The sequence below is a fragment of the Hymenobacter gummosus genome (genome assembly GCF_003970915.1).
GTDB lineage: Bacteria > Bacteroidota > Bacteroidia > Cytophagales > Hymenobacteraceae > Solirubrum > Solirubrum gummosum.
Genome location: NZ_RXOF01000010.1, coordinates 102,480 through 126,488 on the forward strand (window position 1 = coordinate 102,480; position 24,009 = coordinate 126,488).

Below are 24,009 nucleotides of genomic sequence, written 5' to 3' on the forward strand. Positions count from 1 at the left end.
ACCCCACTTACCGCCGGCTGGCCTGGCCTGCCCGGCGCCTACACCCACTTTCCCCATGATTGACCTCGCGCAGTACGAAGTTTGGTTTATTACCGGTAGCCAGCACCTCTACGGCCCCGAAACCCTGGAACAGGTAGCCCGGCACTCCCAGCAGATTGCCGACGCCCTGGGCCAGGCCCTGCCCGTGCAGGTGGTGTACAAGCCGGTGCTGACCGGCCCGCAGGAAATCTACCAGCTGATTCAGGAGGCCAACACCACCGCCAAGTGCGTGGGCCTGGTGGCCTGGATGCACACCTTCTCGCCGGCCAAAATGTGGATCAACGGCCTGAAAATCCTGCAGAAGCCGCTGGCCCACCTGCACACGCAGTTCAACCGCGACATTCCCTGGCAGGACATCGACATGGACTTCATGAACCTGAACCAGTCGGCGCACGGCGACCGGGAGTTCGGCTTCATCGGGGCGCGCATGAGCATCAAGCGCAAGGTAGTGGTGGGCCACTGGCAGAGCGCCGACGTACACGAGCGGCTGAGCATCTGGGCCCGAGCCGCCTGCGCCTGGGCCGACTGGCAGGGCGCCCGCATCATCCGCTTCGGCGACAACATGCGCTACGTGGCCGTAACCGAGGGCGACAAAGTGGAGGCCGAAATCAAGTTTGGCTACTCGGTCAACACCTACGGCATCGGCGACCTGGTGGCCGTTATCAACGAGGGCACCGACGCGGAAATCGACGCGCTGCTGGCTACCTACGAGCAGGAGTATGAGCTGGCCGACACGCTGCTGGCCGGCGGCAGCCAGCGGGAAAGCCTGCGTGAAGCGGCCAAAATCGAAGTCGGGATGCGCAAGTTTCTGCAGGCCAACAAGGCCATCGGCTTCACCGATACCTTCGAGGATTTGCACGGCATGGCCCAGCTGCCCGGCATTGCCACCCAGCGCCTGATGGCGGAGGGCTACGGCTTCGGCGGCGAGGGTGACTGGAAAACCTCGGCCCTGGTGCGCGCCATGAAGGTGATGGGCGCCGGCCTGCCCGGCGGCAACTCCTTCATGGAGGACTACACCTACCACTTCCAGCCCGGCAACGAGCAGGTGCTCGGCTCGCACATGCTCGAAATCTGCCCGAGCATCGCCGAAGGCAAGGCCAAGGTGGAAGTGCACCCGCTGGGCATCGGCGGCAAGGCCGACCCGGCCCGCCTGGTGTTCAACTGCCCCGCCGGCCCGGCCCTGAACGCCACCATCGTCGATCTGGGCCACCGCTTCCGCATGGTGGTGAACGAGGTGGAGGCTGTGGCGCCCGAGCACGACCTGCCCAAGCTGCCCGTGGCCCGGGTGCTGTGGAAAGTGCAGCCCGACCTGGCCACCGGCGCGGCCGCCTGGATTTACGCCGGCGGCGCCCACCACACCGGCTACAGCCAGAACCTCACGACCGAGTACCTCGAAGACTTCGCCGACATGGCCGGCATCGAGTGCGTGGTTATCGACGAGGACACCAAGCTGCGCCGCTTCAAAAACGAGCTGCGCTACAACGAGGTAGCCTTCAGCGGCCGCTAATTAACTGCCCTGAACAGTTCGGCCGCGCCGGCAACCGGCCCCGCCCTGCGGCCAGCCCCAAGCCATTTAGTGAGTGAATGGGTTTCGGCTGACTTGGTCGCAGCACCTTCCCCGGCCCGGGTGGGCCGGGGAAGGCCGCCGGCTCGCCCGGCCCGACTTGTGTACTTCTGCTTTCCGCCGCTGGCCCCGGGCCGGCGGCGTCGCGGCAGCTTTTCCCTTTCGTCCCCCCCCCTCCTTCATGCGTAATAACCTTACGACGCTTGATCTGCTGGTCTTTTTCGTGTATCTGATCGGGGTGTCGGCCTACGGCTACTACATCTACCGTAGCAAGCAGAAAGACGAGCAGAGCACCAAAGACTACTTCCTGGCCGAAGGCTCCCTGACCTGGTGGGCCATCGGGGCGTCCATGATTGCCTCCAACATCTCGGCCGAGCAGTTTATCGGCATGTCGGGCTCGGGCTTCAAGGTGGGCGTGGCCGTGGCGGCCTACGAATGGGTGGCCGCGGTGGTGCTCATCATCGTGGCGGTGTTCTTTATGCCGGTGTATTTGAAGGAGAAAATCTTCACGATGCCGCAGTTTCTGGAGCAGCGCTACAACTCCACGCTGAGCCTGATTATGAGCATCTTCTGGCTGTTTCTCTACGTGCTGGTCAACCTCACGTCCATCCTGTACCTGGGGGCGCTGGCCTTGAGCAACCTGGTGGGCGGCGACTCTTTCCACATCATCATCGTGCTGCTGGCTTTGTTCTCGCTGCTCATCTCGGTGGGCGGCATGAAGGTGGTGGGCTACACCGACGTGGTGCAGGTGGTGGTGCTGGTGGTGGGCGGCCTGCTCACGACCTATATTGCCCTCACGCTGGTGAGCGAGCAGTTCGGGCTGGGCGGCGGCGCTTTGTCGGGCTTCAACGCCCTGATGGACCGCGCCCCGGACCACTTCCACATGATCTTCGCCAAGCCCACCGCGGCCACCCCGCAGGACGACGTGGACAAGTACCTGGCCCTGCCCGGCATTGCCATGTACCTGGCCGGGCAGTGGATTGTGAACCTGAACTACTGGGGCTGCAACCAGTACATCACGCAGCGGGCCCTGGGCGCCGACCTGCACACGGCCCGCACGGGCATCCTGTTCGCCGGCATTCTGAAGCTGATGATGCCCGTCATCGTGATGCTGCCCGGCATTGCCGCTTACGTGCTCTACAAGAACGGCGGGCTGCAGGCCGAAATGTCGTCGACGGGCGCCTTCAACTCCGACAACGCCTACTCGGCCATCCTCACCTTCCTGCCCAACGGCCTGAAAGGTTTGTCGATGGCGGCGCTGACGGCGGCCATCGTGGCGTCGCTGGCGGGCAAGGTCAACTCCATCTCGACCATCTTCACCCTGGACATCTACAAGCGCTACCTGAACAAGGAGGCCACCGAGCAGAAGCAGGTGTGGGTGGGCCGCCTGACCATTCTGGCGGCGGTGGTGCTGAGCGTGGCCATGACGTGGAAAGACTTGCTGGGCATCGGCGGGGAGGGCGGCTTCCAGTTTATTCAGAAGTACACCGGCTTTATCTCGCCCGGCATCCTGGCCGTGTTCCTACTGGGCATGTTCTGGAAGCGCACCACGGCCGCGGCCGGCATTGTGGGCATCCTGGCCGGCTTCGTGCTGTCGGTGTTCTTCAACAACTACGCCGTGGGCGTGCTCGGGCCCGAAACCCTGCTCTACACCGCTTTCCGCAACGCGGCCGGCGTGTACGAAATACCCTTCCTGATCTGCATGGGCCTGTCCTTTGCCATTACCATGGTGCTGATGGTGGCCGTGAGCCTGGCCGGACCGGCCGTCAACGCCAAGGCTATTCAGCTCAACCCGGCCATGTTCCGCGTCAGCCGGCAGACCATGACGCTCATTGTCATCACCCTGCTGCTGCTGACGGCCCTGTACGTGAAATTCTGGTAAGCGCCCGGGCCGGTTTCAGCGCCGCCACTTGCTTTTTCCAACGCCCCGGGGTGCGGCCGGCCTGCTGGCCCGCCCCCGGCTACTTGCTACCCCCTTGGCTACCAGGCTGGGCCTGACAGCAAAGGCATTTGGGAACGTCATGCGGCGACAAGCTCAGCGTGCCTGTTCTTGCTTTTCCAACCTGACACTACCTCCCATGTACCACAACCAACATTCCCACCATGACCCCAACCCTTACCACGCCGCGCCCCTCCCAGGCGGGCCACCCCTCTTTAGGCGCCGCTGAGCGCCTCCTCCGCGGCCTGCGCCTGCTCGTGCTGCTGCTCGGGCTCAGCGCCCTGCTAAGCCCCGCGGCCCACGCCCTGCAGGGCAACGACAACTGCCACGACCCGTCGAGCATCGTCAAGGACGGCGGCAAGTACTGGATTTTCACCACCGGCACGGGCATCTACGGCATGTACTCCACCGACCTGGTGAACTGGCAGTCCGGTTCGCGGCCGGTGTTTCTGGCCGGGCAGTACCCGAGCTGGATCAGCGGCAAGGTGCCCGGCTTCTCGGGTGACTTCTGGGCCCCGGAGTGCGTGTACCGCAACGGCAAGTTCTACCTGTACTACTCGGTGTCCACGTTCGGCTCCAGCGTGTCCACCATCGGGCTGGCCACGAACGTGACCCTGGACCCGGCCAGCCCCAACTACCAGTGGGTGGACCAGGGCGAGGTGGTGTCGAGCACCACGGGCAGCGCCTGCAACGCCATCGACCCGGCCGTGGTGACCGACGCCAGCGGCGGGCTGTGGATGAGCTACGGCTCGTTTTTCAAGGGCCTGGGGCTGATCAAGCTCGACGCCACCACCGGCAAACGCTCCGGCTCGGGCTTCTACTGGCTGGCCGGCAACGTGGCCGCCGACGGGGTGACGCGCAACAACAGCGGCAGCGAGGCGCCCTACATCGTGCGCAACGGCGGCTACTACTACTTATTCCTCAACAAGGGCGCCTGCTGCCAGGGCTCCAACAGCACCTACTACATTCAGGTGGGCCGCTCCACCAGCATCACCGGCCCCTACCTCGACCGCAACGGCGTGGATATGAACCGCAACGGCGGCACCACGCTCATTGCCACCCAGGGCAACTACGTCGGCCCCGGCCACGTGGGGCTGTTCATCGAAGGCGGAGCCAACTACCTCACGCACCACTACTACGACAGCAACCAGAACGGCCGCGCCCGCCTGAGCGTGGGCAACCTGGGCTGGGACGCGGCGGCCTGGCCCTTCATCACCCGCGACTGGGTAGCTGCGGGCCGCTACACCCTCACCAACCAGAACAGCGGCCTGCTCTGGGACGCCTGGGGCTGCACCGGCGCGCAGGGCCAGGCTATTGCCCAGGGCACCGCGGCCGGCCTCACCTGCCAGCAGTGGAACCTGACGCCCGTCGGCAACGGCGAGTACCGCATTACCTCGGCCGTGGGCGCCGGCCTGGCCGCCGACGTCATCGGCAACAGCCCCAACAACGGCGCCAAGCTGAACCTTTACCCCTACAGCGGGGCGGCCAACCAGCGCTTCAAAATCGAGCGGAGCAACAACGGCTACGTGCTGGCCTCCGTCAACGGCAACCGCGTGGTGGAAGTACCAGCCTGCGCCACTACGGCCGGCGTGCAACTGGCCCTCTACGACTACCTCGGCAACGCCTGCCAGAAGTGGACCATAGCGCCGGCCACCGCGCCGCGCCCCCTGGCCACGGCCGCGCCCAAAACCAGCTTGTTCAGCGTGTACCCCAATCCGCTGACCGGCCGCCGCTTCGTGGTGGCGCTGGGTCCGGAGCTGGCCGCCGCTCCCGTCAGCATCCGCCTGACTGACCTGCGCGGGCAGACGGTGTACGCCCGCCGCAGCGCCGGCGAAGTTGCCGTAGCGGTGGAAGCCGACCTGCCCGCTGGGCTCTACGTGCTGCATGTTGACGGCACGACGGGCAGCCAGACTCAGAAAGTCGTCGTGCCCTAAGCCTCCCTTCCGACCGGGCTGCGCCCCGCGGTAGCGGCAATACATGGGACCCGCTGACGGCGGGGCGCGGCCCGGTCAAAAGGCCTTTCTAGCCATTTGACGCACGGTGTGGCTGGCCTGTAGCGCGGGCTTGAGCCCGCGTCCGCGTGAACGAAATCGGCCGAACGGACGCGGGCTCAAGCCCGCGCTACATAGTTTGCGAAACCCCTATAAACGTTTGCTCCATGACCGTATCCTTGTCTCGTTGCTGCTGGAGCGCCGCGCTGTGGCTAAGCGCGGCCGCGCCGCTGCTGGCCCAGTCGGCTCCGGCCCAGTCGGACTTTCACCGGTGGGCGCCCGCGCCGCCGATGGGCTGGAACAGCTGGGACTGTTACGGCCCGACCGTGACCGAGACGGAGGTGCGCGCCAACGCCGACTACATGGCCCGCCACCTCAAGCCCTTCGGCTGGGAGTACGTGGTGGTCGACATTCGCTGGTACGTGGGCAACGACACGGCCCACGGCTACAACGAGCGGGACCCGGCCTGGAACATCGACGCCTACGGCCGCTTCGTGCCCGCGCCGAACCGCTTTCCGTCGGCCGCCGGCGGGCAGGGATTCAAACCCCTGGCCGATTACCTGCACAGCAAGGGCCTCAAGCTGGGCATCCACCTCATGCGCGGCGTGCCGGTGGTGGCCGTGCAGCGCCGGCTGCCCGTGCTCGGCACGCAGGTCACGGCCGCCGACATCTACTCCCCGGAAGGGCAGGCGGGCTGGCTGCGCGACATGTACACCGTGGTGGCCGGGCGCCCCGGCGCGCAGGCGTACTACAACTCCCTGTTTCAGCTCTACGCCGGCTGGGGCGTGGATTTCGTGAAAGTCGACGACCTGTCCTCGCCCTACCACCGGGCCGAGGTGGAAATGATCCGCCGGGCCATTGACAGCTGCGGGCGGCCCATCGTGCTCAGCACCTCGCCCGGCGAGACGCCCATCGGCGAGGCCCGGCACGTGCAGCAGCACGCCAACATGTGGCGCACCGTGGGCGACTTCTGGGACTCCTGGGAGCAGCTCAAGGAGCACTTCGCCGTGTGCCAGCGCTGGGCGCCCTACAGCCGCCCCGGCGCCTACCCCGACGCCGACATGCTCCCACTGGGCCGCATTGGCATCCGGGCCGAGCGCGGCGACGACCGCCGCACCCGCTTCAGCCGCGACGAACAGCTCACGCTGATGACGCTGTGGAGCATCTTCCGCTCCCCGCTGATGTTTGGCGGTGACTTGCCCAGCAACGACCCGTTTACCCTCGCCCTGCTCACCAACCGCGAAGTGCTGGCCGTGAATCAGCGCAGCACCCACAACCGCCAGCTGTTTCGCCGCGACGACCTGGTGGCCTGGACCGCCGACGACCCGCAGACCGGCGACAAGTTTCTGGCCGTCTTCAACGCCCAGGACCAGCAGCTGGCCCCGTCCGCCGAAGCCGCCTGGGCCAGCCCCGTCGTGACGCGCCAGACGCCCGGCCAGGCCGTGGCGGTAGACGTGGACCTGACCGGGGCCCGCAGGCTCTACCTGAACGTGCGCGACGGCGGCGACGACATTGCCTGGGACCACGCCGACTGGCTCAGTCCCACGCTGCTGCAGCACGGCCAGCCGGTGCCGCTCAGCAGCCTGACCTGGCAAAGCGCCGACGCCGGCTGGGGCAAGGTGACAGTCGATAAAAGCGTATCGGGCGCGGAGCTACGGGTGGGCGGGCAGGCTTACGCCCACGGCCTGGGCACCCACGCCAACTCCATGATTGTGTACGAGCTGCCGCCGGGCGTCACCCGCTTCCAGGCCACGGCCGGGCTCGACCAGGCCGGCGCTGCCCAGAATACCGGCGGCACGGTGCAGTTCCTAGTCTTCACCCAGAACCCCTACCGCCCCATGCCAGCCGACTCGATCCGCGTGCCGGTCCGGCTGGCCGAGCTGGGCCTCAGCGGCCCCTGCACCGTGCGCGACCTGTGGAGTGGCAAGTCCGTCGGCACCATGACGACGGGCGAATTTGCGCCCTACGTGCGCCGGCACGGGGCGCGGCTCTACCGCTTGTCGGCCGTCAAGAAAACCACCTCGAAACCCAAGCGCTAAGGCTCGTCTTTGCTCCGGCGCATTGCTGTTAGCTCACACCAGTTCGTCGTGTGGAGCTTGTCGAGACATCTCGCTTAGGTAACCCCAAGTTGCACATCGATTGGGCCGCTGAATGTAGCGCGGGCTTCAGCCCGCGTCCGCATGGGGGCGTCCAGCCAATTTCGGCCTGCCGGACGCGGGCTGAAGCCCGCGCTACAGCCGCGCTAGCGCCGGATTCATCAAGCCGCAACTTGGAGTAGGTAGTATTATTCCCTCTGAACGAGTAAGCTGTTACAGACGTCAGCACGCAAGATTGGCTAGCGCCTTCCCTCGGGCCCTCGACTGCGCTTAGCATGACGGCCGAAAGGCCCCAACGAAGCGGTAGAGATGCTTCGACTCCGCTCAGGGTGACGCATACCTTGGATGCAAACCAACTTAAAACAAAAGCGCGACGGCCTGAACTGGCCGCCGCGCTTTCGTTTTGAATCAGTTTGGTGCAACGTTATCCGGCCATCTGATTTTCCGGTTCGGCCAGAGCCTGCTGCCGCTGCGCTTCCAGCACCGCCAGCAGCTTGCCGAAGGGCTCGGTAAACTTCTGTTCTCCCTCGCGCTCCAGCTGCTGGGCCGCGGCTTCCAGGTCGATACCGAGTTGCCGCAGGCCGTCCAGCACGTCTAGGGGCAGGGGCTCGGCGAGGCGGGCGGCCGGCTGGCCCTTGGCGCGGTATAGGTCCAGCGTTTCCACCGGGATGGTGTTGACGGTATCGGGGCCGATGAGTGCCTCTACGTACTTCAAGTCGTCGTAGCGCGGGTTTTTGTTGCCGGTGCTGGCCCAAAGCAGGCGCTGGGGCCGGGCACCGTAGGCCTGCAGGGTCTGCCAGCGCGGGCCGGCCACGATTTCCCGGTACACCTGGTAGGCTTCCTTGGCGCTGGCAATGGCCACCTGACCGACCAGTTGCCCGGCCAGCTCCGCATTGGGGCCGCCGGCCGCGGCCAGCTGTTCCAGCTGCGGATCCAGCAGCACGTCGATGCGCGAGAGGAAAAAGCTGGCTACCGAGTCGAGGCGCTGCACGTGCTGGCCCATCTGCACCCGGTCCTCCAAGCCGGCCTGGTAGGCCTTGGCCACGGCCCGGTACCGCTCCACGCTGAAAATCAGCGTCACGTTCACGTTCACCCCGGCCGCAATGAGCTGGCGGATGGCGGGCAGCCCGGCGGCGGTGGCCGGCACCTTGATCATCAGGTTGGGCCGGTCAACGGTCCGCCAGTAGTGCAGGCCCTCGGCTACGGTGCCAGCCGTGTCGTGGATCAGCGCGGGCGACACTTCCAGGCTCACGTAGCCGTCGGCGCCGTAGTCGGGCTGGTCGTAGAGCGGGCGCAGCAGGTCGCAGGCCCGCTGCACGTCGGCCACGGCCAGCGCGGCGTAGATCTGCTCGGCCGAGTGGCCCTGCCGGGCCAGCGTGCGGATGTCGGCGGCGTAGTCCTGGCTGCCGGCAATGGCCTTTTCGAAGATGGCGGGGTTGGACGTCACGCCGCGCAGCCCGTCCTCGTCGACGAGGCGCTGCAGCTCGCCGTTGTGCAAAATGTTGCGGCGGATGTAATCCAGCCAGATGCTCTGCCCGAAGCCGTGTACGGCCCGGAGCGGGTTCATGGACGCAGTGGTCATCAAAGGGAAGAATGGGTAAGCAAATCAGGACAGCATTTCCTTGGGCGCGACGCCGGCCGGCTCGCCCCGCAGCACCTGCCGGGCCTGCTGCACCACGTTGTCGACGGTAAAGCCGAAGTACGCCAGCACCTCCTCGCCCGGACCGGAGGCGCCGAAGCTGTTTAAAGCCACCACGGTGCCCTCGTCACCGGCGTACTTGTGCCAGCCCATGGGCGAGCCGGCTTCGATGGCCACCCGCGCCCGCACGGCCGGCGGCAGCACCTGCTGGCGGTAGCTCCGGTCCTGCTGCTCAAACAGCTCCCAAGACGGCATGCTGACCACCCGCGTCGGGGTGCCCCCGGCTTCCAGCCGTTCTTGCGCCTGCAGGGCCAGCGCTACTTCCGAGCCCGTGCCCAGCAGCAGCAGTTGGGGCTGCCCGCCCGCCGCTTCCCGCAAAACGTAGGCGCCCCGGGCCACGCCTTCGCGGGCCGAGCCGAACTGGCTTTGGTCGAGCACGGGCAGCTTCTGGCGCGAGAGAATGAGTACCACCGGCGACTTGGGCGTGGTCAGGGCCACGCGCCAGGCTTCCACGGTTTCGTTGGCGTCGGCCGGGCGCAGCACCACGATGTTGGGAATGCTGCGCAGGGCGGCCACCTGCTCCACCGGCTGGTGGGTGGGGCCGTCTTCGCCCAGGGCAATGCTGTCGTGGGTAAACACGAAGGTGGCGGCCGACTCGGCCAGGGCCGTCAGGCGGATGGCGCCGCGCATGTAGTCGGAAAAGGTGAGGAAGGTGCCGCCGTAGGGATGCACGCCGCCGTGCTGGGCCAGGCCGTTCAGGGCCGCGCCCATGGCGTGCTCACGCACGCCCCACCACACGTTGCTGTGCTCGTAGCTCCCGGGCTGAAAGCTTAGGTCCCCGCCGGTGGGCATTTCGTTGGAGCTGGCCAGGTCGGCCGAGCCGCCGAACAGGTAGGGCACGGTTTGCTTGAGGGCGTTAAGGGCCTTGCCCGAGGCCTGGCGGGTGGCCAGGGCGCCGTCGGCGGCGGTAAAGACGGGCAACGAGGCGTCCCAGCCCGCAGGGAGTTCCCCCGCGAACGAAGCCCGGAACAGTTCCCACTCCGCTTGGAACTTCTGCCGGTACGCCTCTGATTGCCCTTGCCATTCGGCCTGCAAGGCGGCCCCGCGACGGCCGGCCTCGGCCAAGTGTTCCCGCACCTCGGCGGGCACCACGAAGGAGGCCTCGGGGTCGAAGCCGAAAAATGCCTTGGCCTGGCGCAGGTTGTCGGGGCCCAGCGGGGAGCCGTGCACCTTGCTGCTGCCCTGCTGCGGCGAACCGAAGCCGATGATGGTCTTGACGGAAATCAGCGAGGGCCGCGTGGTTTCGGCCTGCGCCGCCCGAATGGCCGCCTCAATGGCGTCCAGATCGTTGCCGTCGGCTACGCGCTGGGTATGCCAGCCGTAGGCCGCGAAGCGGGCCAGCGCGTCCTCGGTGTACGAGAGGCTGGTGGGCCCGTCGAGGCTGATGTCGTTGTCGTCGTAGAGGTAGATGAGCTTGCCCAGCTGCAGGTGCCCGGCCAGCGAAGCGGCCTCAGCCGCCACGCCCTCCATCAGGTCCCCGTCGCTGACGATGGCGTAGGTGTAGTGGTCCATGAGCGCGTGGCCGGGGCGGTTGTACACCGCGGCCAGGTGCGCCTCGGCCATGGCCATGCCCACGCCGTTGGCGAAGCCCTGGCCCAGCGGCCCGGTCGTCACTTCCACGCCCGGCGTCATATTGCTCTCGGGGTGGCCCGGGGTGCGGGAGTGCAGCTGCCGGAAAGCCTTCAGCTCGTCGAGCGAAAGGTCGTAGCCGTACAGGTGCAGCAGGCTGTAAAGCAGCGCCGAGCCGTGCCCGGCCGACAGCACGAACCGGTCCCGGTTGGGCCACTGGGGGCCCTGCGGGTTGAAGCGCAGAAAGCGCGAGAACAGCACGTAGGCCATGGGCGCCGCGCCCAAGGGCAGGCCCGGGTGGCCGGAGCCTGCCGCCTGCACCATGTCCACCGACAGCAGCCGGATGGTGTTGACGCTGCGCTCCGCCAGGGAAGTCGAGGTGTGAGTCATAGCATTAGGGGGAAGAAGGTCGGGAAAACGAGTAACGAGCTGGCTGCTTGTTGACCGTCATGCTGAGCTTGTCGAAGCATCTCTACCGCTTCGTTGGGCGCCTCACGTGCGCCTCACCCCCGGCCCCCTCTCCGAAAAAGGAGAGGGGGAGCCGGACGAAGCGGGAAAGAGTGGCTTCATTTGAAATGACGTTCTGGTCCTGATGCCCAACGAAGCGGTAGAGATGCTTCGACAAGCTCAGCATGACGGTCAACAGGCCACAAAGACTGACCAAAAGCAAACACAAACGATTGTGTTTACGAGGCAAAAAAAACGCGGCTAAGGCTGCACTACGGGCCAGCCGGCTGTATCCCAGCCGAGCTTTTCAATGCGCAGCTTGGAGCGGCCCTGGTCGGCCGCGTCGTAGCCGTGGAAGACCAGGTAGTCCGCGCCGTCGAAGGTGTAGACGGAGTTGTGGCCCAGGCCGTACCAGTTTTTGTCGCCGCCCAGCACGGCCGTGCCGCCGCCCTGCTCCAGGGGCACGCCGGCCTGGTCCACGTAGGGGCCGATTACGGCCTTGGAGCGGCCCACCACGATGCGGTAGGTGCTCTTTGGGCCGCGGCAGCAATAATCGAAAGAGGTGAAGAGGTAGTACCAGCCGTTTTTGCGGAAGATGAAGGGCGCTTCCACGGCCCCTTCGCCGGGCTGGGCGTCGGGCTGCTTCGGGTCGCGGGGGCGGCTGGCCAGGGTGCGCCACTGCTCGGGCTGGGCGGGGGCGCGTAGGTCGGGGCGCAGCTGCACCAGCTTGATGCCGCCCCAGAACGAGCCGAAGGTCAGCCAGGGCGTGCCAGTTTCGTCGCGGATAAGGTTCGGGTCGATGGCGTTCCAGTTGTCGCGCCCCGGCACCGACTGAATCACCTTGCCCTGGTCTTCCCAGCGAAAATCCGGGGAGCGAGGGTCCAGGGTTTTGTTCGTGACCAAGCCGATGCAGGAGGTGTTCTTGCCGAAGGCCGAGACGGAGTAGAACAAGTAGTAGCGCCCGTCGTGCAAGGAAATGTCGGGCGCCCAGATGTGGTCCTTGAAGCCCGGCACGGCCTGCTGGGCCCAGGCCGGCGGCGTGGCAAACACCGGCGCCTCGGCCTTCCAGGTTTTACGGTCCTTGGACGACCACACCGCAATGCCGCGGCCGGTGCAGAACATGTAGTACGTGCCGTTCTGCTGCGCCAGCACCGGGTCGTGGGCCCCAATCAGCGCCGGCGGCGTGGTTTGGGCCGAGGCCGGGCCCGGCGTCGTTTGGGCTGAGCCCGGCCGGCCGGCCAGGCCCAACAGCAGGGGCAGCGCCAGTAGACGGCCCCGCGCGGCGAGAGAAGGCGAAGAGTAACTCATACCGTTGTTATTGCACCGGCTTGACGCCCTCCGAGGTCATCTGCACCCGCTTCATCGTGTCGTCCTTGTTGTAGTACAGGTAGTCGATGCACACGGAGCGGCGGAACGAGCCCCCGTCGGTGGGAATGCTGCCGTTGTGGTAGATGAAGTAGCCCTGCCCCTTGAAGTCGATGATGGCCTGGTGGTTGGTGTTGGAATTGCCGGCCACCTCGTTCAGCAGGCCCTTAAACTCCCAGGGCCCTTCGGGGCTGCGGCTCATGGCGTAGGCAATTTTCTCCGGAAACTGGTAGGCGTAGCTCAGGTAGTACCAGCCGCCATGCTTGTGCAGCCAGGGCGCCTCGGTGAAATTGGGCAGGGTCTTGATCTGGTTGATGGGCCCGTCCAGCTCGGTCATGTTGGGCTTGAGCTTGGCCCAGTAGCAGATGGTGTTGCCCCAGTACAGGTAGGCCTGCCCCTTGTCGTCCACGAACACCGTCGGGTCGATGTCGTCCCAGCTGATTTTGGCGTCCGTGGTCATGTTGTTGGTAATCAGCGCCGAGCCGCGGGCGTCCTTGAAGGGCCCGGTGGGGCTGTCCGATACCGCCACGCCGATGGCCTTGCCCGGCACCGAGCCGTGCTCCACCGCCGCGTACCAGTAGAACTTGCCGCCGCGCTCCACCACCTGCGAGGCCCAGGCGTCGTCCTTGGCCCAGCTGAAAGCCTTCACGTTGAGCGGCGAGGGGTGCTCCTTCCAGTTGACCATGTCGGTGGAGGAAAAGCACAGCCACTCGTGCATCACGTAGCGCTGCTCGGGCGCCGGCGCTTCGTCGTGGCCGGCGTAGAGGTACACCGTACCCTTGTGCACCAGCGCCGCCGGGTCGGCCGTGTACTTGTGCTTGATGACGGGGTTGCCGGGCGCCGGGGGCAGCTGCTGGGCCTGGGCGGCGGAAAAACCCGCTGCCAGCAGTCCGGTCAGCAGCCCAGTGCGCAGCCCCCTGGCCGCGCGTCCCCGCAAGGAAATCTGCTTGTTCATGGCCGCTTAGCGTTTGCCGGGGATGCGCAGGGTGGTAAAGGAGTACGGCGCCAGCGTGTAGCTCACCTTGGGCGAGGCCACCTTGAAGCTTTCCTCTTTGGGCGCCACGTTCAGGGGCTGGTCGAGGCTGTTCACGGCGTTGAGGTCGGCCGAGGCCAGCACGATGGCCTTGCCGGTTTTGCCCAGCTTCTTGGCCCCCTGCAGGTTGACCGTCACGGGGCGGGCCTGGGCCGAGTAGTTCACCAGCTTCACCACGATGTCGCCGGTTTGGGCGTCGGCCACGGCGCTGCTGAAGAGGTTGTCGTCGCCGTTCTTGGCTCCGCCGCCGCGCTGCGAAGGCAGCATGGTGGTACCGCGGTTGGTGCCGAACAGCTTCTGTACGTAGTAGTTGGGCGTCCCGTAAGCGCGCAGGTTGTCAAACCAGATCATGTCCGGCGTCCACTGCCAGGCGTCGACGTGGGCGAAGAGCGGCGCGTACGAGGCCATAACGACCACGTCGGCGTTGCGCTCCAAGCCGGTCATGAACGCGGCCTCGGAAATGGCGCAGTCCCAGCTGTTCTTGTTGTCGGGCGAGCCGATGGCCACGCTCTGGGCGGCGTACTCCCCGGCGAAAATCTTGGGCCCGCTGCGCGAGTAGTTGTCGTAGCGGCCGGCGTTCTGGCGGAACCACTCCGGCTTGGCGTAGTAGTGCTCGTCGATGAGGTCGGCCTTTAGCTCGCCCAGGCGCTTGGAGGCGGCCGTGAACAGGTCGCCATCGGGGCTGGGGCCGGCGCTGCTCACGATTTTGATGTTGGGGTACTTGTCGCGCAGGGCCTTGGCAAAAGGCTCGTAGCGTTCCAGGTATTGCAGCCCCCACTGCTCGTTGCCGATGCCCAGGTACTTCAGGTTAAACGGCGCCGGGTGGCCCATGGCCGCGCGCTTGGCGCCCCAGGGCGAGCTGACCGGGCCGTTGGCAAACTCCACCAGATCCAGCGCGTCCTGGATGAAAATGTCCAGCGAGGGGTCTTGAGTATTCGGGCCGGCTTCGCTGGCGTTGGGGCCGCCGGCGCGGCTCATGGGGGCCAGCTCGCCGGAGTTGAACTGGCAGGCCATGCCCACGTTCAGCACCGGCAGAGGCTCGGCGCCGATGTCCTCCGAGAGCTGGAAGTACTCAAAGAAGCCTAGCCCGAACGACTGGTAGTAGTCGGGGGTGGAGCGGTGCCGGAACTCCATGTTCCAGCGGTTGACCAGCGGCACGCGCGTGGCCACGTCGCCGATGGTGGTTTTCCACTGGTAACGCTCGGCCAGGGTGCGGCCCTCCACGATGCAGCCGCCCGGGAAGCGCAGGAAGCCCGGCTGCATATCTTTGAGCAGCTGCACCAGGTCGGGGCGCAGGCCGTTGGGGTGCTGGTTGTAGGTATCCTTGGGAAACAGCGAAATCACGTCCAGATCAACCACGCCGGCCCCGTCCAGGGAAATGTCCAGGTGGGCTTTGGCGCTGGTACCCGAGGGCTTAATCACCACTTTGTGCTGCTTCCACTCGCTCGTGAGCCCGCTGATGTTGGTTTCGGCCAGGGCCTCGCCCTTCTCGTTTTCCAGGCGCACCAGCAGGCCGCTCAGGTTGCTGCCGGCCGGGCGCCGGGCGTAGAGCGAGAGGGTGTACTCGGCGCCCTGCTTCACGCCCATGCCGCGGAAGCCTTCGTTGCTCACGCCCGCGTCGGGGTTGGCGTTGCGGGTGCCGATGCGCAGGTAGTGCGGATTCGAGGCGCTGAGGGGCTGCTGGGTCATCACCGCGTAGGTTTCCAGCGTGAATCCGCCCTTGCGCGCCTTCCAGCCCACCAGGGCCTGGTCGGGCACCTCAAACGACTTGTTCTTCACCAGCTCCGGGTACAGCCCGCCGTCGGCGGCGAAGTTGATGTCCTCGAAGAACAGCCCGTACATGGTCTTGGATACCGGCGCGCCGGGCTTGTCGACCTGTACAGTGATGGTATTGCTGGCCAAAGGGGCCTGGGCTTGCGCCAGCTGCGGGCCGGCAACTGCGCCGGCCAGAGCCAGCGGCAGCGCCCGTAGCGCAACGCAAACGGGAGAAGCAGTCAGCATGGATTGTGGGAATGACGGGTGTGGGAAAGTAGAATCGGACCCCGCCGCCGGCCGCGGGTAAACCGCGGGCCGCAGCGGCGGTAAGCCGGGCCAATATTAACGAGTTGTTTTCACAAACGATTGTGTAAAGCGCAATTTATTCTCCACCCCTCCCCTCTGCCAGCGTTGCGCCCGGCTCGAATCCGCTTGCCTGCCCGACTATCCCTGATTACTCCCGTTAGCTAGAAACCAGCGTAGAGTGGGCAGGAACAGCTTGCCGCTCGGGCGGCAAGTCAATACGTCCACATTTGCCCCGTAGCAGTGCTATTTATTTGCTGCTTTGCTTATCTTTACACAAAGCATTGTGTAACGACTGTTGTATGGCCCCTCGGAAAAAAGCCGCCTCCGTGCCAAACTCCCCCGTTTCCATGGCCGACCTGGCCCGGGAGCTGGGCGTATCGATGACCACCGTTTCGCGGGCGCTGAGCGACCATTTCAGCATCGGGCCGGAGATGAAGCTGAAGGTGCAGAAGCTGGCCAAGAAGTACAACTACCAACCCAACCGCATGGCCTCGGCTCTGCGCAAGGGCCAAAGCAAGCTGCTGGGCATCATCGTGCCCTACCTGGAGGGTCGCTTTTTCCCCAAGGTGGTGCGCGGCATGGAGACGGCCGCCAGCCGCGCCGGCTACAACGTGGTCATCTGTCAGTCGAATGAGGACCTGGGCCACGAGCGGCGCAACATTGAGTCGTTGCTCAGTGCCCAGGTGGCCGGCATCCTGGTGTCGGTGTCGCGCACTACCGACGACTTCCGCCACTTCGAGAAAGTGCGCGGGCGCGGGCTGCCGCTGGTGTTTTTCGACCGCACGATGCCCGGCAACGCCCTCAACGCCGTCGTGCTCGACGACCGGGAAGGCGGCTACCTGGCAACCCGCCACCTGCTCAGCCAGGGCGGCCGCCGCGTGGCCCACTTCGGCGGCCTGCAGCAGCTGACCATCTACCGCAACCGCTACCAGGGCTACCGCGACGCGCTGGCGGAGGCCGGCTTGCCCGTAGAAGAGGAGCTAACCCATTTCGGCGACAACACCGAGCAGGACGGCGCCGAAGCCATGCGCCGCTGGCTGGCCCTGCCCAATCCGCCGGACGCCGTGTTTGCCGCCGGCGACTACGCCGCCCTCGGGGCCATGCAGGAAGCCGAACGGCAGGGCTTGGTGGTACCCGCTGATATGGCCGTCGGTGGCTTCAGCAACGAAACCTTCACGCCCATTGCCAAGCCGTCCATCACCACCGTCGACCAGCGCTGCGACGAGATGGGGCAGGCAGCGGTGCGGCTGCTGCTGGAGCACATCGACGCGCAGGCCCAGGGCCTCGAATTCGCCTCCCGGCAGCTCGTGCTGCGGCCGGAGCTGATTGTGCGGGAATCCTCGCAGCGCCTGGGCCGCCTCAGCCCCACGCCCGAGCCGCTGGCCGATGCCGCCGTGCAGTAGCCCGCCAGCCCACTTCTCGCGGTAAGGCCTGGGCGCCGCGTTTTCGCGCCGGTGGCAGGTCCTGGCCCCGTTCGAGAGGAAATAAGCCCTTTCCCGATACCTGCACCTCCCTTTCCCGCCCGCGTGTTCCCAACCTTCCGCCTTTCCCTCGCCGCGCCGCTGCTGACCGCGGGTATGCTGGGCCTGCTGGCTGCCTGCCGGCAGCCCGCCGCGACTTCGCCAACAACCACCGCGCCGAAGCAGGCCGCGGCTCCGCCCGCTACGGCCGCCGCCCCCGTCACCAACCCCGTGCTGCCCGGCGACTACCCCGATCCGTCGGTGGACAAGCTGGGCGACACGTACTGGGCTTCGGCCACCACCTCCAACTGGGGCCCGGTGTTTCCGCTGCTCAAGTCCAAAAACCTGAGCGAGTGGGAGCTGGTCGGCCACGTATTTCCGGATGCGCCGCCAGCCTGGGCCGATTACTACTTCTGGGCCCCGGAAATCAGCTTCGAGAAGGACAAAACCTACATCTACTACACTGCCCACAAGCGTGGCGGCAACCTCTGCGTGGCCGTGGCCAGCGCCGACCGGCCCGAAGGCCCCTACACCGACCACGGCCCGCTGGTGGGGCAGGAAGCCGGCTCCATCGACGGCTTTCCGATGCGCGACGAAAACGGGGTGCTCTACCTGATCTGGAAGGAAGACGGCAACAGCCGCAACCTACCCACGCCCATCTGGGCCCAGCAGCTGAGCGAGGACCGCAAAAGCCTGCTGGGGCAGCCGCGGGAGCTGTTTCGCAACGACCAGCGCTGGGAGGGCAACCTGGTGGAGGGCGTTTCGATGATTCGCCGCGGCGAGTATTTCTACGCCTTTTACGCCGGCAACGGCTGCTGCGGCAATGCCTGCACCTACGGCACTGGCGTGGCCCGCGCCAAAAAGCTGCTCGGCCCCTGGGAAAAGTACGCGCAGAACCCGGTGATGCTCAGCAACGACACTTGGAAGTGCCCGGGCCACGGCAGCGTGACGGAGCGAGGCGGGCAGTGGTTTCTCCTGCACCACGCCTACCACAACCGCGGCTGGGAGTACGTGGGCCGGCAGGGCGTGCTCAGCGAATTCCGCTGGACGGCCGCCGGCTGGCCCGAATTCATCAACCAACGCACGCCCGGCACCCCCGGCGTGCCCACCACCCAGAGCCGGCAGACCGTCCGGGACGACTTCAAAGGCCGCGCGCTGGGCCGCGCCTGGCAGTGGCCCGTCGAAACCAAGCCCAGCTTCGCCCTGAAAGACGGGCAGCTGCGCCTCACGGCCCGCCCCGATGCCGGCGGCGCCGCACTCGGCCACCCGATATACACCGCGGATTTCACGGCTACCACCACGCTGCTGGAACCCGGCAAGCTGCCCGCCGGTGCCGCCGCCGGCCTGGCCGCCCTCGGCGACCCGGAAAACACGCTGGCCCTCACGGCCGGCGGCGGCAAGCTGCAGCTCTGGCAGCTGGAAAAGGGCAAGCGCCGGGTGCTGGGCGAAACGGCGCTGCCGCCCGCCCCAGTCCTCACGCTGCGTCTGGAAGCGCAGGGTGGCAAGCAGTACCGCTTCAGCTACAGCACCGACGGCGGCAAGGCCTGGCAGCAACTGCCCGCCGGCAACGCGCCAATCAACGGCGCCTACCTGCCGCCCTGGGACCGGGGCGTGCGCGCCGGCGTGCTGGTGCTGGGGCCGGCCACGGTTACGGCCGCCTTCGACGACTTCGTGCTGGAGGGTTAAGCCAGGATACTTGCTGAATACACGCAGCAAGCGTCACTGGCTGACGCATGGATTCACGAGCAGCTAAGCTTGGTCAAGCGAAACGCTCGTTTTCTTTCACAAATGAATGCCGTCTTTGGCCTCAATTCGATTGGTAGAAACGGGCCTTATAACTTGCCACAGCCGTTTTGAACCGCAAGACATACCACCCCTGCGGTAAGCCTGCTACACTCAATTTGCCCGTGAGCGTAGTTACCTGAGGCGCGCCAATTGGGTAGCGGCCGTATCCTTGTGCATGCCGGGCGGTTCAGTATAGCCCAGCAGTTTGAGCTGCAGCTGCCGTAAGGCACGCAGCACCTGGTACCAGACCTGCAGCAACAGGAAAGCGTGGAACTCCGCGTCGCTGCCGAGCTGAGCTGCTGCTTCGCGCGTGGCCAACGGGTCAACGGTATCAAAGGCGGCAAAGCAGGGCAGCTGTCGGCGGCGCTCGGTGGTATCCTCGTGCAACAACCGCAGCACCTCCTACCGATGCCATTCACCGCGCAGGCCCGGCAGAGGGGCCATCAGCCGCTGCAAGAGCTGACGCGCCTGTCGGGGTACATGCTCGTCTCAGTGCAAGGAGCGAGCAGCTTGAATAGCGACGGAAACAGAGGGAGGCGTCACGAATGCGAAGCAGGGTTGAGGAAGGGGGGATAAACCAGATAACCTCTCTCCACACGGCCAATGCAAGCGACCCGACGCTACCCGCCGTTGCTAAGCTCTTTCTTACATCGCCGAGCCAAGTCGCTTGCTATTACTCACACGTCAGAGCGATTGAATGAGACTGTAGTTCCATATCCACTTACATACCCAGCAACGAAAAGCCCCTGTTTGCAAGTTGCAAACAGGGGCTTCAGTGATTCCGCTGGGATTCGAACCCAGGACCCGTACATTAAAAGTGTACTGCTCTACCAGCTGAGCTACAGAATCATTTTCTTTGTGATTCCAACAACCTACCGGGGTCGATTGTGGCACAAAAGTAGTTGGTCAGGTTTTTAATGCCAAACTTTCCGGCAAAAAAAATAGCCATTCTCTGCCTGCTGGCGGGCTTTTTTATACAAGCCGTTCTGGCTCAACCTACTTCCCTCACCGCCCGACGCGCTGATTCGCTGTTTACGGTAGGCAAGCCTGCGGAGGCCTACCAGCAGTACCGACAGCAGTTGCGGCAGCGCGTGGTCAGTGAGCAGGCCTTGCTGCGCATGGCCGCCGTGCAGGAAAGCCACGACCAGTACCCGGCAGCCCTGTACTACCTGAACCTCTACCAGCACTACTACCCCAATGCGGCGGTGTGGCGCAAAACGGTGGAGCTGGCGGCGACGCACCGCCTCACCGGTTACCCCGACACCTGGCGGCAGCAGCTGGCCCTTACGTTTCGACGCTATTACCCTTCCCTGCTGCAGGTGCTGCTGGCCGTGGGAGTGGCGGCGGGTACCTTGCTGATGCTGCGGCGCCGCGGCGCGGCCCGGGGCTGGTGGCTGGTGTACGGCATTTACCTGGTGCTGGTGGGGGCGGTGCTGAACGTGCTGGAGCCCGCCACCGTGGGACTGGTGTGCCGCCCCCGGGCCGCGCTCATGGCCGCTCCCAGCGCCGCGGCGGGCTGGCTGACCACCGCCGCGGCCGGCGACCGGCTCCTGGTGCAGGGCCGGCAGGATATCTGGTTTCGGGTGCTGTGGCGCGGGCGCACGGCCTACATCCGCCAGCACGATCTGCTGCTGGTGGAGTAGCCGCTAGCGCACCGGCGAGTCTTTCTCCTTCTTGAACTCGTTGAGCACCAGCCGGTCCATAATGCCGGCGGGTAGCCACTTGTTCAGGAATACCGTCAGCTTGCCCTTGCCCGTCAGTACCAAGGTGGGGCGGCGCTGCTGCACGGCGTGCAGGATGTGGCGGGCTACTTCCGCGCTGCTCATCATGCTGCTCTCGTCGCGCGGCGACTCGCCCTGCTGCGAGCCGTCGGCGGCCAGGGCGGTGTTGCGGATGTTGGAGGCGGTGAAGCCCGGGCAGGCCGTGAGCACGTGCACGCCCTGGGGCTGCAGTTCGGTGCGCAGCGTTTCGAGGAAGCCGTTCATGGCAAACTTCGAGGCCGAGTAGCCCGTGCGCCCGGGCAGGCCCCGGTAGCCGGCAATGCTGGAAATGCCCACGATGCTACCCCGGGCGGCCGTCACGTGGGGCAGGGCGTACTTAGTCATGTACACCGTGCCGAAGAAGTTGGTCTGCATCAGGCGGCGCATCACGTCCAGGGAGGCCTCGGCAAAGAGGGCGCGCATGGAAATGCCGGCGTTGTTGATGAGCACGTCGAGGCGGCCGAAGGCCTGCACGGTTTCCTCCACGGCCCGGCGGCAGTCGGCTTCCTCGCCCACGTCGGCGCGGATGGCCTGGGCCTCGATGCCGCGGGCTTTCAGATCGGCCAGGGTGGCCTGCAGGCGGGCCTCGTCGCGGCCGGTAATGGCGACGCGGGCCCCGGCCTGCCCGAACACCTGGGCGCAGGCCTGGCCGATGCCCGAGGTGCCCCCGGTAATAAGCACTACTTGTTGCTGCATGCGAAGTAAAAATCAGCCGGCCCGCACCGGGGCCGGGCGGCAAAGCTACTGGCTTTTTGGGCAGGGTTTTTGGGGCGTAGCGCATTGGTCGATAAATAGCGGGAAACCGTCGATACAGCGCAGCAAAAGTTGTACTGTCGCTACATAAGCCTTGGATTTAGTCGCTACATTTAAGGCGGTGAAATCCCCCACCCTTACGGGCTACTCTATGCGGAAATCTATACGCTTGCGGCGCTTCGCGCCCCTTTTTCTGGCCGTGGCAGGCTGGCTGACGGCCCCCGCCGCCCAGGCCCAGTGCCCGGCCGCCACCAGCGCCTGCACCCCGGGCTCGGCCCCGTCCTCGTCGTTTCCCTTCGGCATGGGCATTCTGAACGTGACGCTGGGCACCATCAACAACACGACCAGCGGCGTGCAGGACGGCTACCGGGACTACTCCTGCACCATCGGCACCTCGCTCACCATTGGGCAGGACTACCCGCTGACGGTGCGCACCAACGCCTCGGCCGACGAGAACGTGCGCGTGTGGATTGACTTCAACAACGACGGGCAGTTCAGCAACACCCCGCAGAGCAGCGGCGGCGAGCTGGTGTTCAGCAGCGTGGGCCGCGGCGCCCAGACGGGCACCGTGCGCATCGCGGCCGGGGCCACCACCGGGGTGGCCCTGCGCATGCGCGTGGCGGCCGATTACGCCAACATCACGGCCCTGCCCACGCCCTGCTCCACTCCGCAGTACTCGCAGACGGAGGACTACCGCGTAACGCTGACTTCGACCACCACGGCCCCTACGGCGGGCTTCACCGCCGACCAGACCACCACCTGCTCGGGCTGCGTGCAGTTTACCGACCAGAGCCAGAGCGGGCCCACCAGCTGGCTGTGGGACTTCGGCGACGGGCAAACCGCCACCACCCAGAACCCGCGGCACTGCTACACCACGCCCGGCACGTTTACCGTCCGGCTGACGGCCACTAACTCGGTGGGTTCCAACGTGGCCACGCGCACCAACTACATTACCTACAACAACCAGGTGCCGCGCGCGGCCAGCTGCACGCCCGCTACCACGGCCTATTGCTGCGGCTACGGCATCACGCAGCTGCAGCTGGGCACGCTCACCAACAACTCCACCGACGGGGTGGGCGGCTACCAGGACTTCACCTGCACCGGCCGCGTCTCGCTGATCGAGGGCAACCGCTACACCCTCTCGCTGCTGACGGGCACCAACCCCCAGGACACGCGCGTGTGGCTGGATTTGAACAACGACGGGCAGTTCACGAGCAACGAGATGCTGCTGGAAATGCTCAACCGCACCTCGCCGGTGTCGGGCACCCTCACCATTCCGGGCGGGGCCGTGCGCAACACGCCGCTGCGCCTGCGCGTCATTTCCGACTTCGTGGGCTCGGGCTTCACCACGTGCTCGGGCATTCAGTTCGGGCAGGCCGAGGACTACAACGTGACGATTCAGCCGAACACGCTGCCGCCGGCCCCCGACTTCAGCTCCGACTACTCTTCTACCTGCTCCAACCCGGTGCAGTTTACCGACCTGAGCCAGAACGCCCCGACCAGCTGGCTGTGGAACTTCGGCGACGGGCAGACCTCTACCCAGCGCAACCCCACCCACACCTACACTGCCTCGGGCGTGTACGACGTGACGCTGACGGCCACCAACGCCAACGGTAGCCAGGTGGCTACCAAGCGCACCTACATTGCCCTGACGGTGCCCTGCGTGAGCTACTGCGCCTCCACCGGCACCAATACCAATGCCTGGATTACCAGCGTGCAGGTCAGCGGCGGCTCCCTGACTTCGCCCTTCGTGAGCAACACGGCGGCCGACGCCAACGGCTACGGCAACTACACCCGCCGCGTGCTGGAGCTGCGCACCGGCAGCACCTACTCGCTGAGTGTGGCCATCAACAACTCGTTTAACCGCTCGACGACGGTCTGGATTGACTACAACCGCAACGGCACGTTCGACGCCAGCGAGCAGGTGGTCAACGGCACCACCGCTACCACGCTCAGCGCCAGCTTCACGGTGCCCACGCCGCAGAGCAACATCGGCTTTACTCGCATGCGGGTGCTGATGCGCCTGAACGCCAACACGCCCAACGCCTGCATCCAGAACCAGCTGAACGCCGAAACGGAGGACTACTCGGTTAATATTTCGGGCCCGCTGGCCACGGCCGGACCGGCCCGCGACATTCCGGGCTTTGAGGTGTACCCCAACCCCACGCCCGACGGCCGCCTGCGGCTGCACCTGCCCGCGGCCCCGGCCGGTACCTACGAGGTGCGCGTGGAAAACCTGCTGGGCGCGGTGCTGCTGCGCCAGCCGGTGCGCCTGAGCCCCGGCGCCGACGCGGCCCTGGCCCTGCCCCAGCTGCCGCAGGGCGTGTACCTGCTGCGCCTCACCGCGGCCGACGGCACCCAGGCCACCCGCCGCATCGTGCGCAACTAAGCGGCCCGCCGCGGCTTTTCTCGCCCGGGGCGCTCCGGCCCCGGGCGTTTTCCTTTGCC

Annotated in this window: 15 protein-coding genes and 1 tRNA gene; 8 read left to right on the forward strand and 8 right to left on the reverse strand. The window is 66.0% G+C overall.

Features of this window, described 5'->3' with window-relative positions; translation table 11 throughout:
• The first annotated feature begins 55 nt into the window (after nt 1–55).
• From araA to EJV47_RS17120, 4 genes are all read left to right on the forward strand, one after another.
• On the forward strand, nt 56–1,546 hold the full coding sequence (araA, locus tag EJV47_RS17105) for an L-arabinose isomerase (RefSeq protein WP_126694392.1): 1,491 nt from the start codon (nt 56–58) through the stop codon (nt 1,544–1,546).
• Nucleotides 1,547–1,784: 238 nt separating this feature from the next.
• The gene (locus tag EJV47_RS17110) at nt 1,785–3,485 is read left to right on the forward strand and encodes a sodium:solute symporter family transporter (RefSeq protein WP_126694393.1); all 1,701 of its coding nucleotides are present in this window, start codon (nt 1,785–1,787) and stop codon (nt 3,483–3,485) included.
• A gap of 221 nt (nt 3,486–3,706) precedes the next feature.
• Nucleotides 3,707–5,476, forward strand: a complete 1,770-nt coding sequence (locus EJV47_RS17115) for a family 43 glycosylhydrolase (RefSeq protein ID WP_126694394.1) — start codon at nt 3,707–3,709, stop codon at nt 5,474–5,476.
• Between the two features lie 224 nt (nt 5,477–5,700).
• Entirely contained in the window at nt 5,701–7,572 is a 1,872-nt protein-coding gene (locus EJV47_RS17120) for an NPCBM/NEW2 domain-containing protein (RefSeq protein ID WP_126694395.1), read from the forward strand.
• A gap of 481 nt (nt 7,573–8,053) precedes the next feature.
• Here EJV47_RS17120 and tal read toward each other — a convergent pair whose 3' ends face one another.
• From tal to EJV47_RS17145, 5 genes are all read right to left on the reverse strand, one after another.
• Nucleotides 8,054–9,211 (reverse strand): transaldolase, encoded by a 1,158-nt coding sequence (tal, locus tag EJV47_RS17125; protein WP_243651204.1) that lies wholly within the window; start codon nt 9,209–9,211, stop codon nt 8,054–8,056.
• Nucleotides 9,212–9,235: 24 nt separating this feature from the next.
• The gene (gene tkt / locus EJV47_RS17130; RefSeq protein WP_126694396.1) at nt 9,236–11,287 is read right to left on the reverse strand and encodes a transketolase; all 2,052 of its coding nucleotides are present in this window, start codon (nt 11,285–11,287) and stop codon (nt 9,236–9,238) included.
• Between the two features lie 318 nt (nt 11,288–11,605).
• Nucleotides 11,606–12,652 carry an arabinan endo-1,5-alpha-L-arabinosidase gene (locus EJV47_RS17135; protein WP_126694397.1) on the reverse strand — a complete coding sequence of 349 codons (1,047 nt, stop codon included), beginning with the start codon at nt 12,650–12,652 and terminating at the stop codon, nt 11,606–11,608.
• Between the two features lie 7 nt (nt 12,653–12,659).
• Nucleotides 12,660–13,664: a glycoside hydrolase family 43 protein gene (locus EJV47_RS17140; RefSeq protein WP_126694398.1), complete on the reverse strand. Its 1,005-nt coding sequence runs from the start codon at nt 13,662–13,664 to the stop codon at nt 12,660–12,662.
• A gap of 6 nt (nt 13,665–13,670) precedes the next feature.
• On the reverse strand, nt 13,671–15,743 hold the full coding sequence (locus tag EJV47_RS17145) for an alpha-L-arabinofuranosidase C-terminal domain-containing protein (protein WP_126694399.1): 2,073 nt from the start codon (nt 15,741–15,743) through the stop codon (nt 13,671–13,673).
• Between the two features lie 407 nt (nt 15,744–16,150).
• Between EJV47_RS17145 and EJV47_RS17150 the strand changes: the two genes are divergently transcribed.
• The gene (locus tag EJV47_RS17150) at nt 16,151–17,206 is read left to right on the forward strand and encodes a LacI family DNA-binding transcriptional regulator (RefSeq protein ID WP_165903802.1); all 1,056 of its coding nucleotides are present in this window, start codon (nt 16,151–16,153) and stop codon (nt 17,204–17,206) included.
• A 123-nt stretch (nt 17,207–17,329) separates the two neighbouring features.
• Nucleotides 17,330–18,949 (forward strand): family 43 glycosylhydrolase, encoded by a 1,620-nt coding sequence (locus EJV47_RS17155; RefSeq protein ID WP_243651205.1) that lies wholly within the window; start codon nt 17,330–17,332, stop codon nt 18,947–18,949.
• A gap of 231 nt (nt 18,950–19,180) precedes the next feature.
• Here the strand turns inward: EJV47_RS17155 and EJV47_RS17160 are convergent, their stop codons facing one another.
• Nucleotides 19,181–19,366, reverse strand: a complete 186-nt coding sequence (locus tag EJV47_RS17160; protein WP_126694401.1) for a hypothetical protein — start codon at nt 19,364–19,366, stop codon at nt 19,181–19,183.
• A gap of 458 nt (nt 19,367–19,824) precedes the next feature.
• Nucleotides 19,825–19,897, reverse strand: a tRNA-Lys gene (locus EJV47_RS17165).
• A 68-nt stretch (nt 19,898–19,965) separates the two neighbouring features.
• On the opposite strand from EJV47_RS17165, the gene EJV47_RS17170 reads away from it, so the two are divergent.
• Complete coding sequence (locus tag EJV47_RS17170; RefSeq protein ID WP_126694402.1) at nt 19,966–20,691, forward strand: hypothetical protein; 726 nt, start codon at nt 19,966–19,968, stop codon at nt 20,689–20,691.
• A gap of 3 nt (nt 20,692–20,694) precedes the next feature.
• On the opposite strand, the gene EJV47_RS17175 is transcribed toward EJV47_RS17170, so the two are convergent.
• Nucleotides 20,695–21,504 carry an SDR family oxidoreductase gene (locus EJV47_RS17175; protein WP_126694403.1) on the reverse strand — a complete coding sequence of 270 codons (810 nt, stop codon included), beginning with the start codon at nt 21,502–21,504 and terminating at the stop codon, nt 20,695–20,697.
• 208 nt (nt 21,505–21,712) lie between these two features.
• Between EJV47_RS17175 and EJV47_RS28910 the strand changes: the two genes are divergently transcribed.
• Nucleotides 21,713–23,950: a GEVED domain-containing protein gene (locus tag EJV47_RS28910; protein WP_126694404.1), complete on the forward strand. Its 2,238-nt coding sequence runs from the start codon at nt 21,713–21,715 to the stop codon at nt 23,948–23,950.
• The last annotated feature ends 59 nt before the right edge of the window (nt 23,951–24,009 follow it).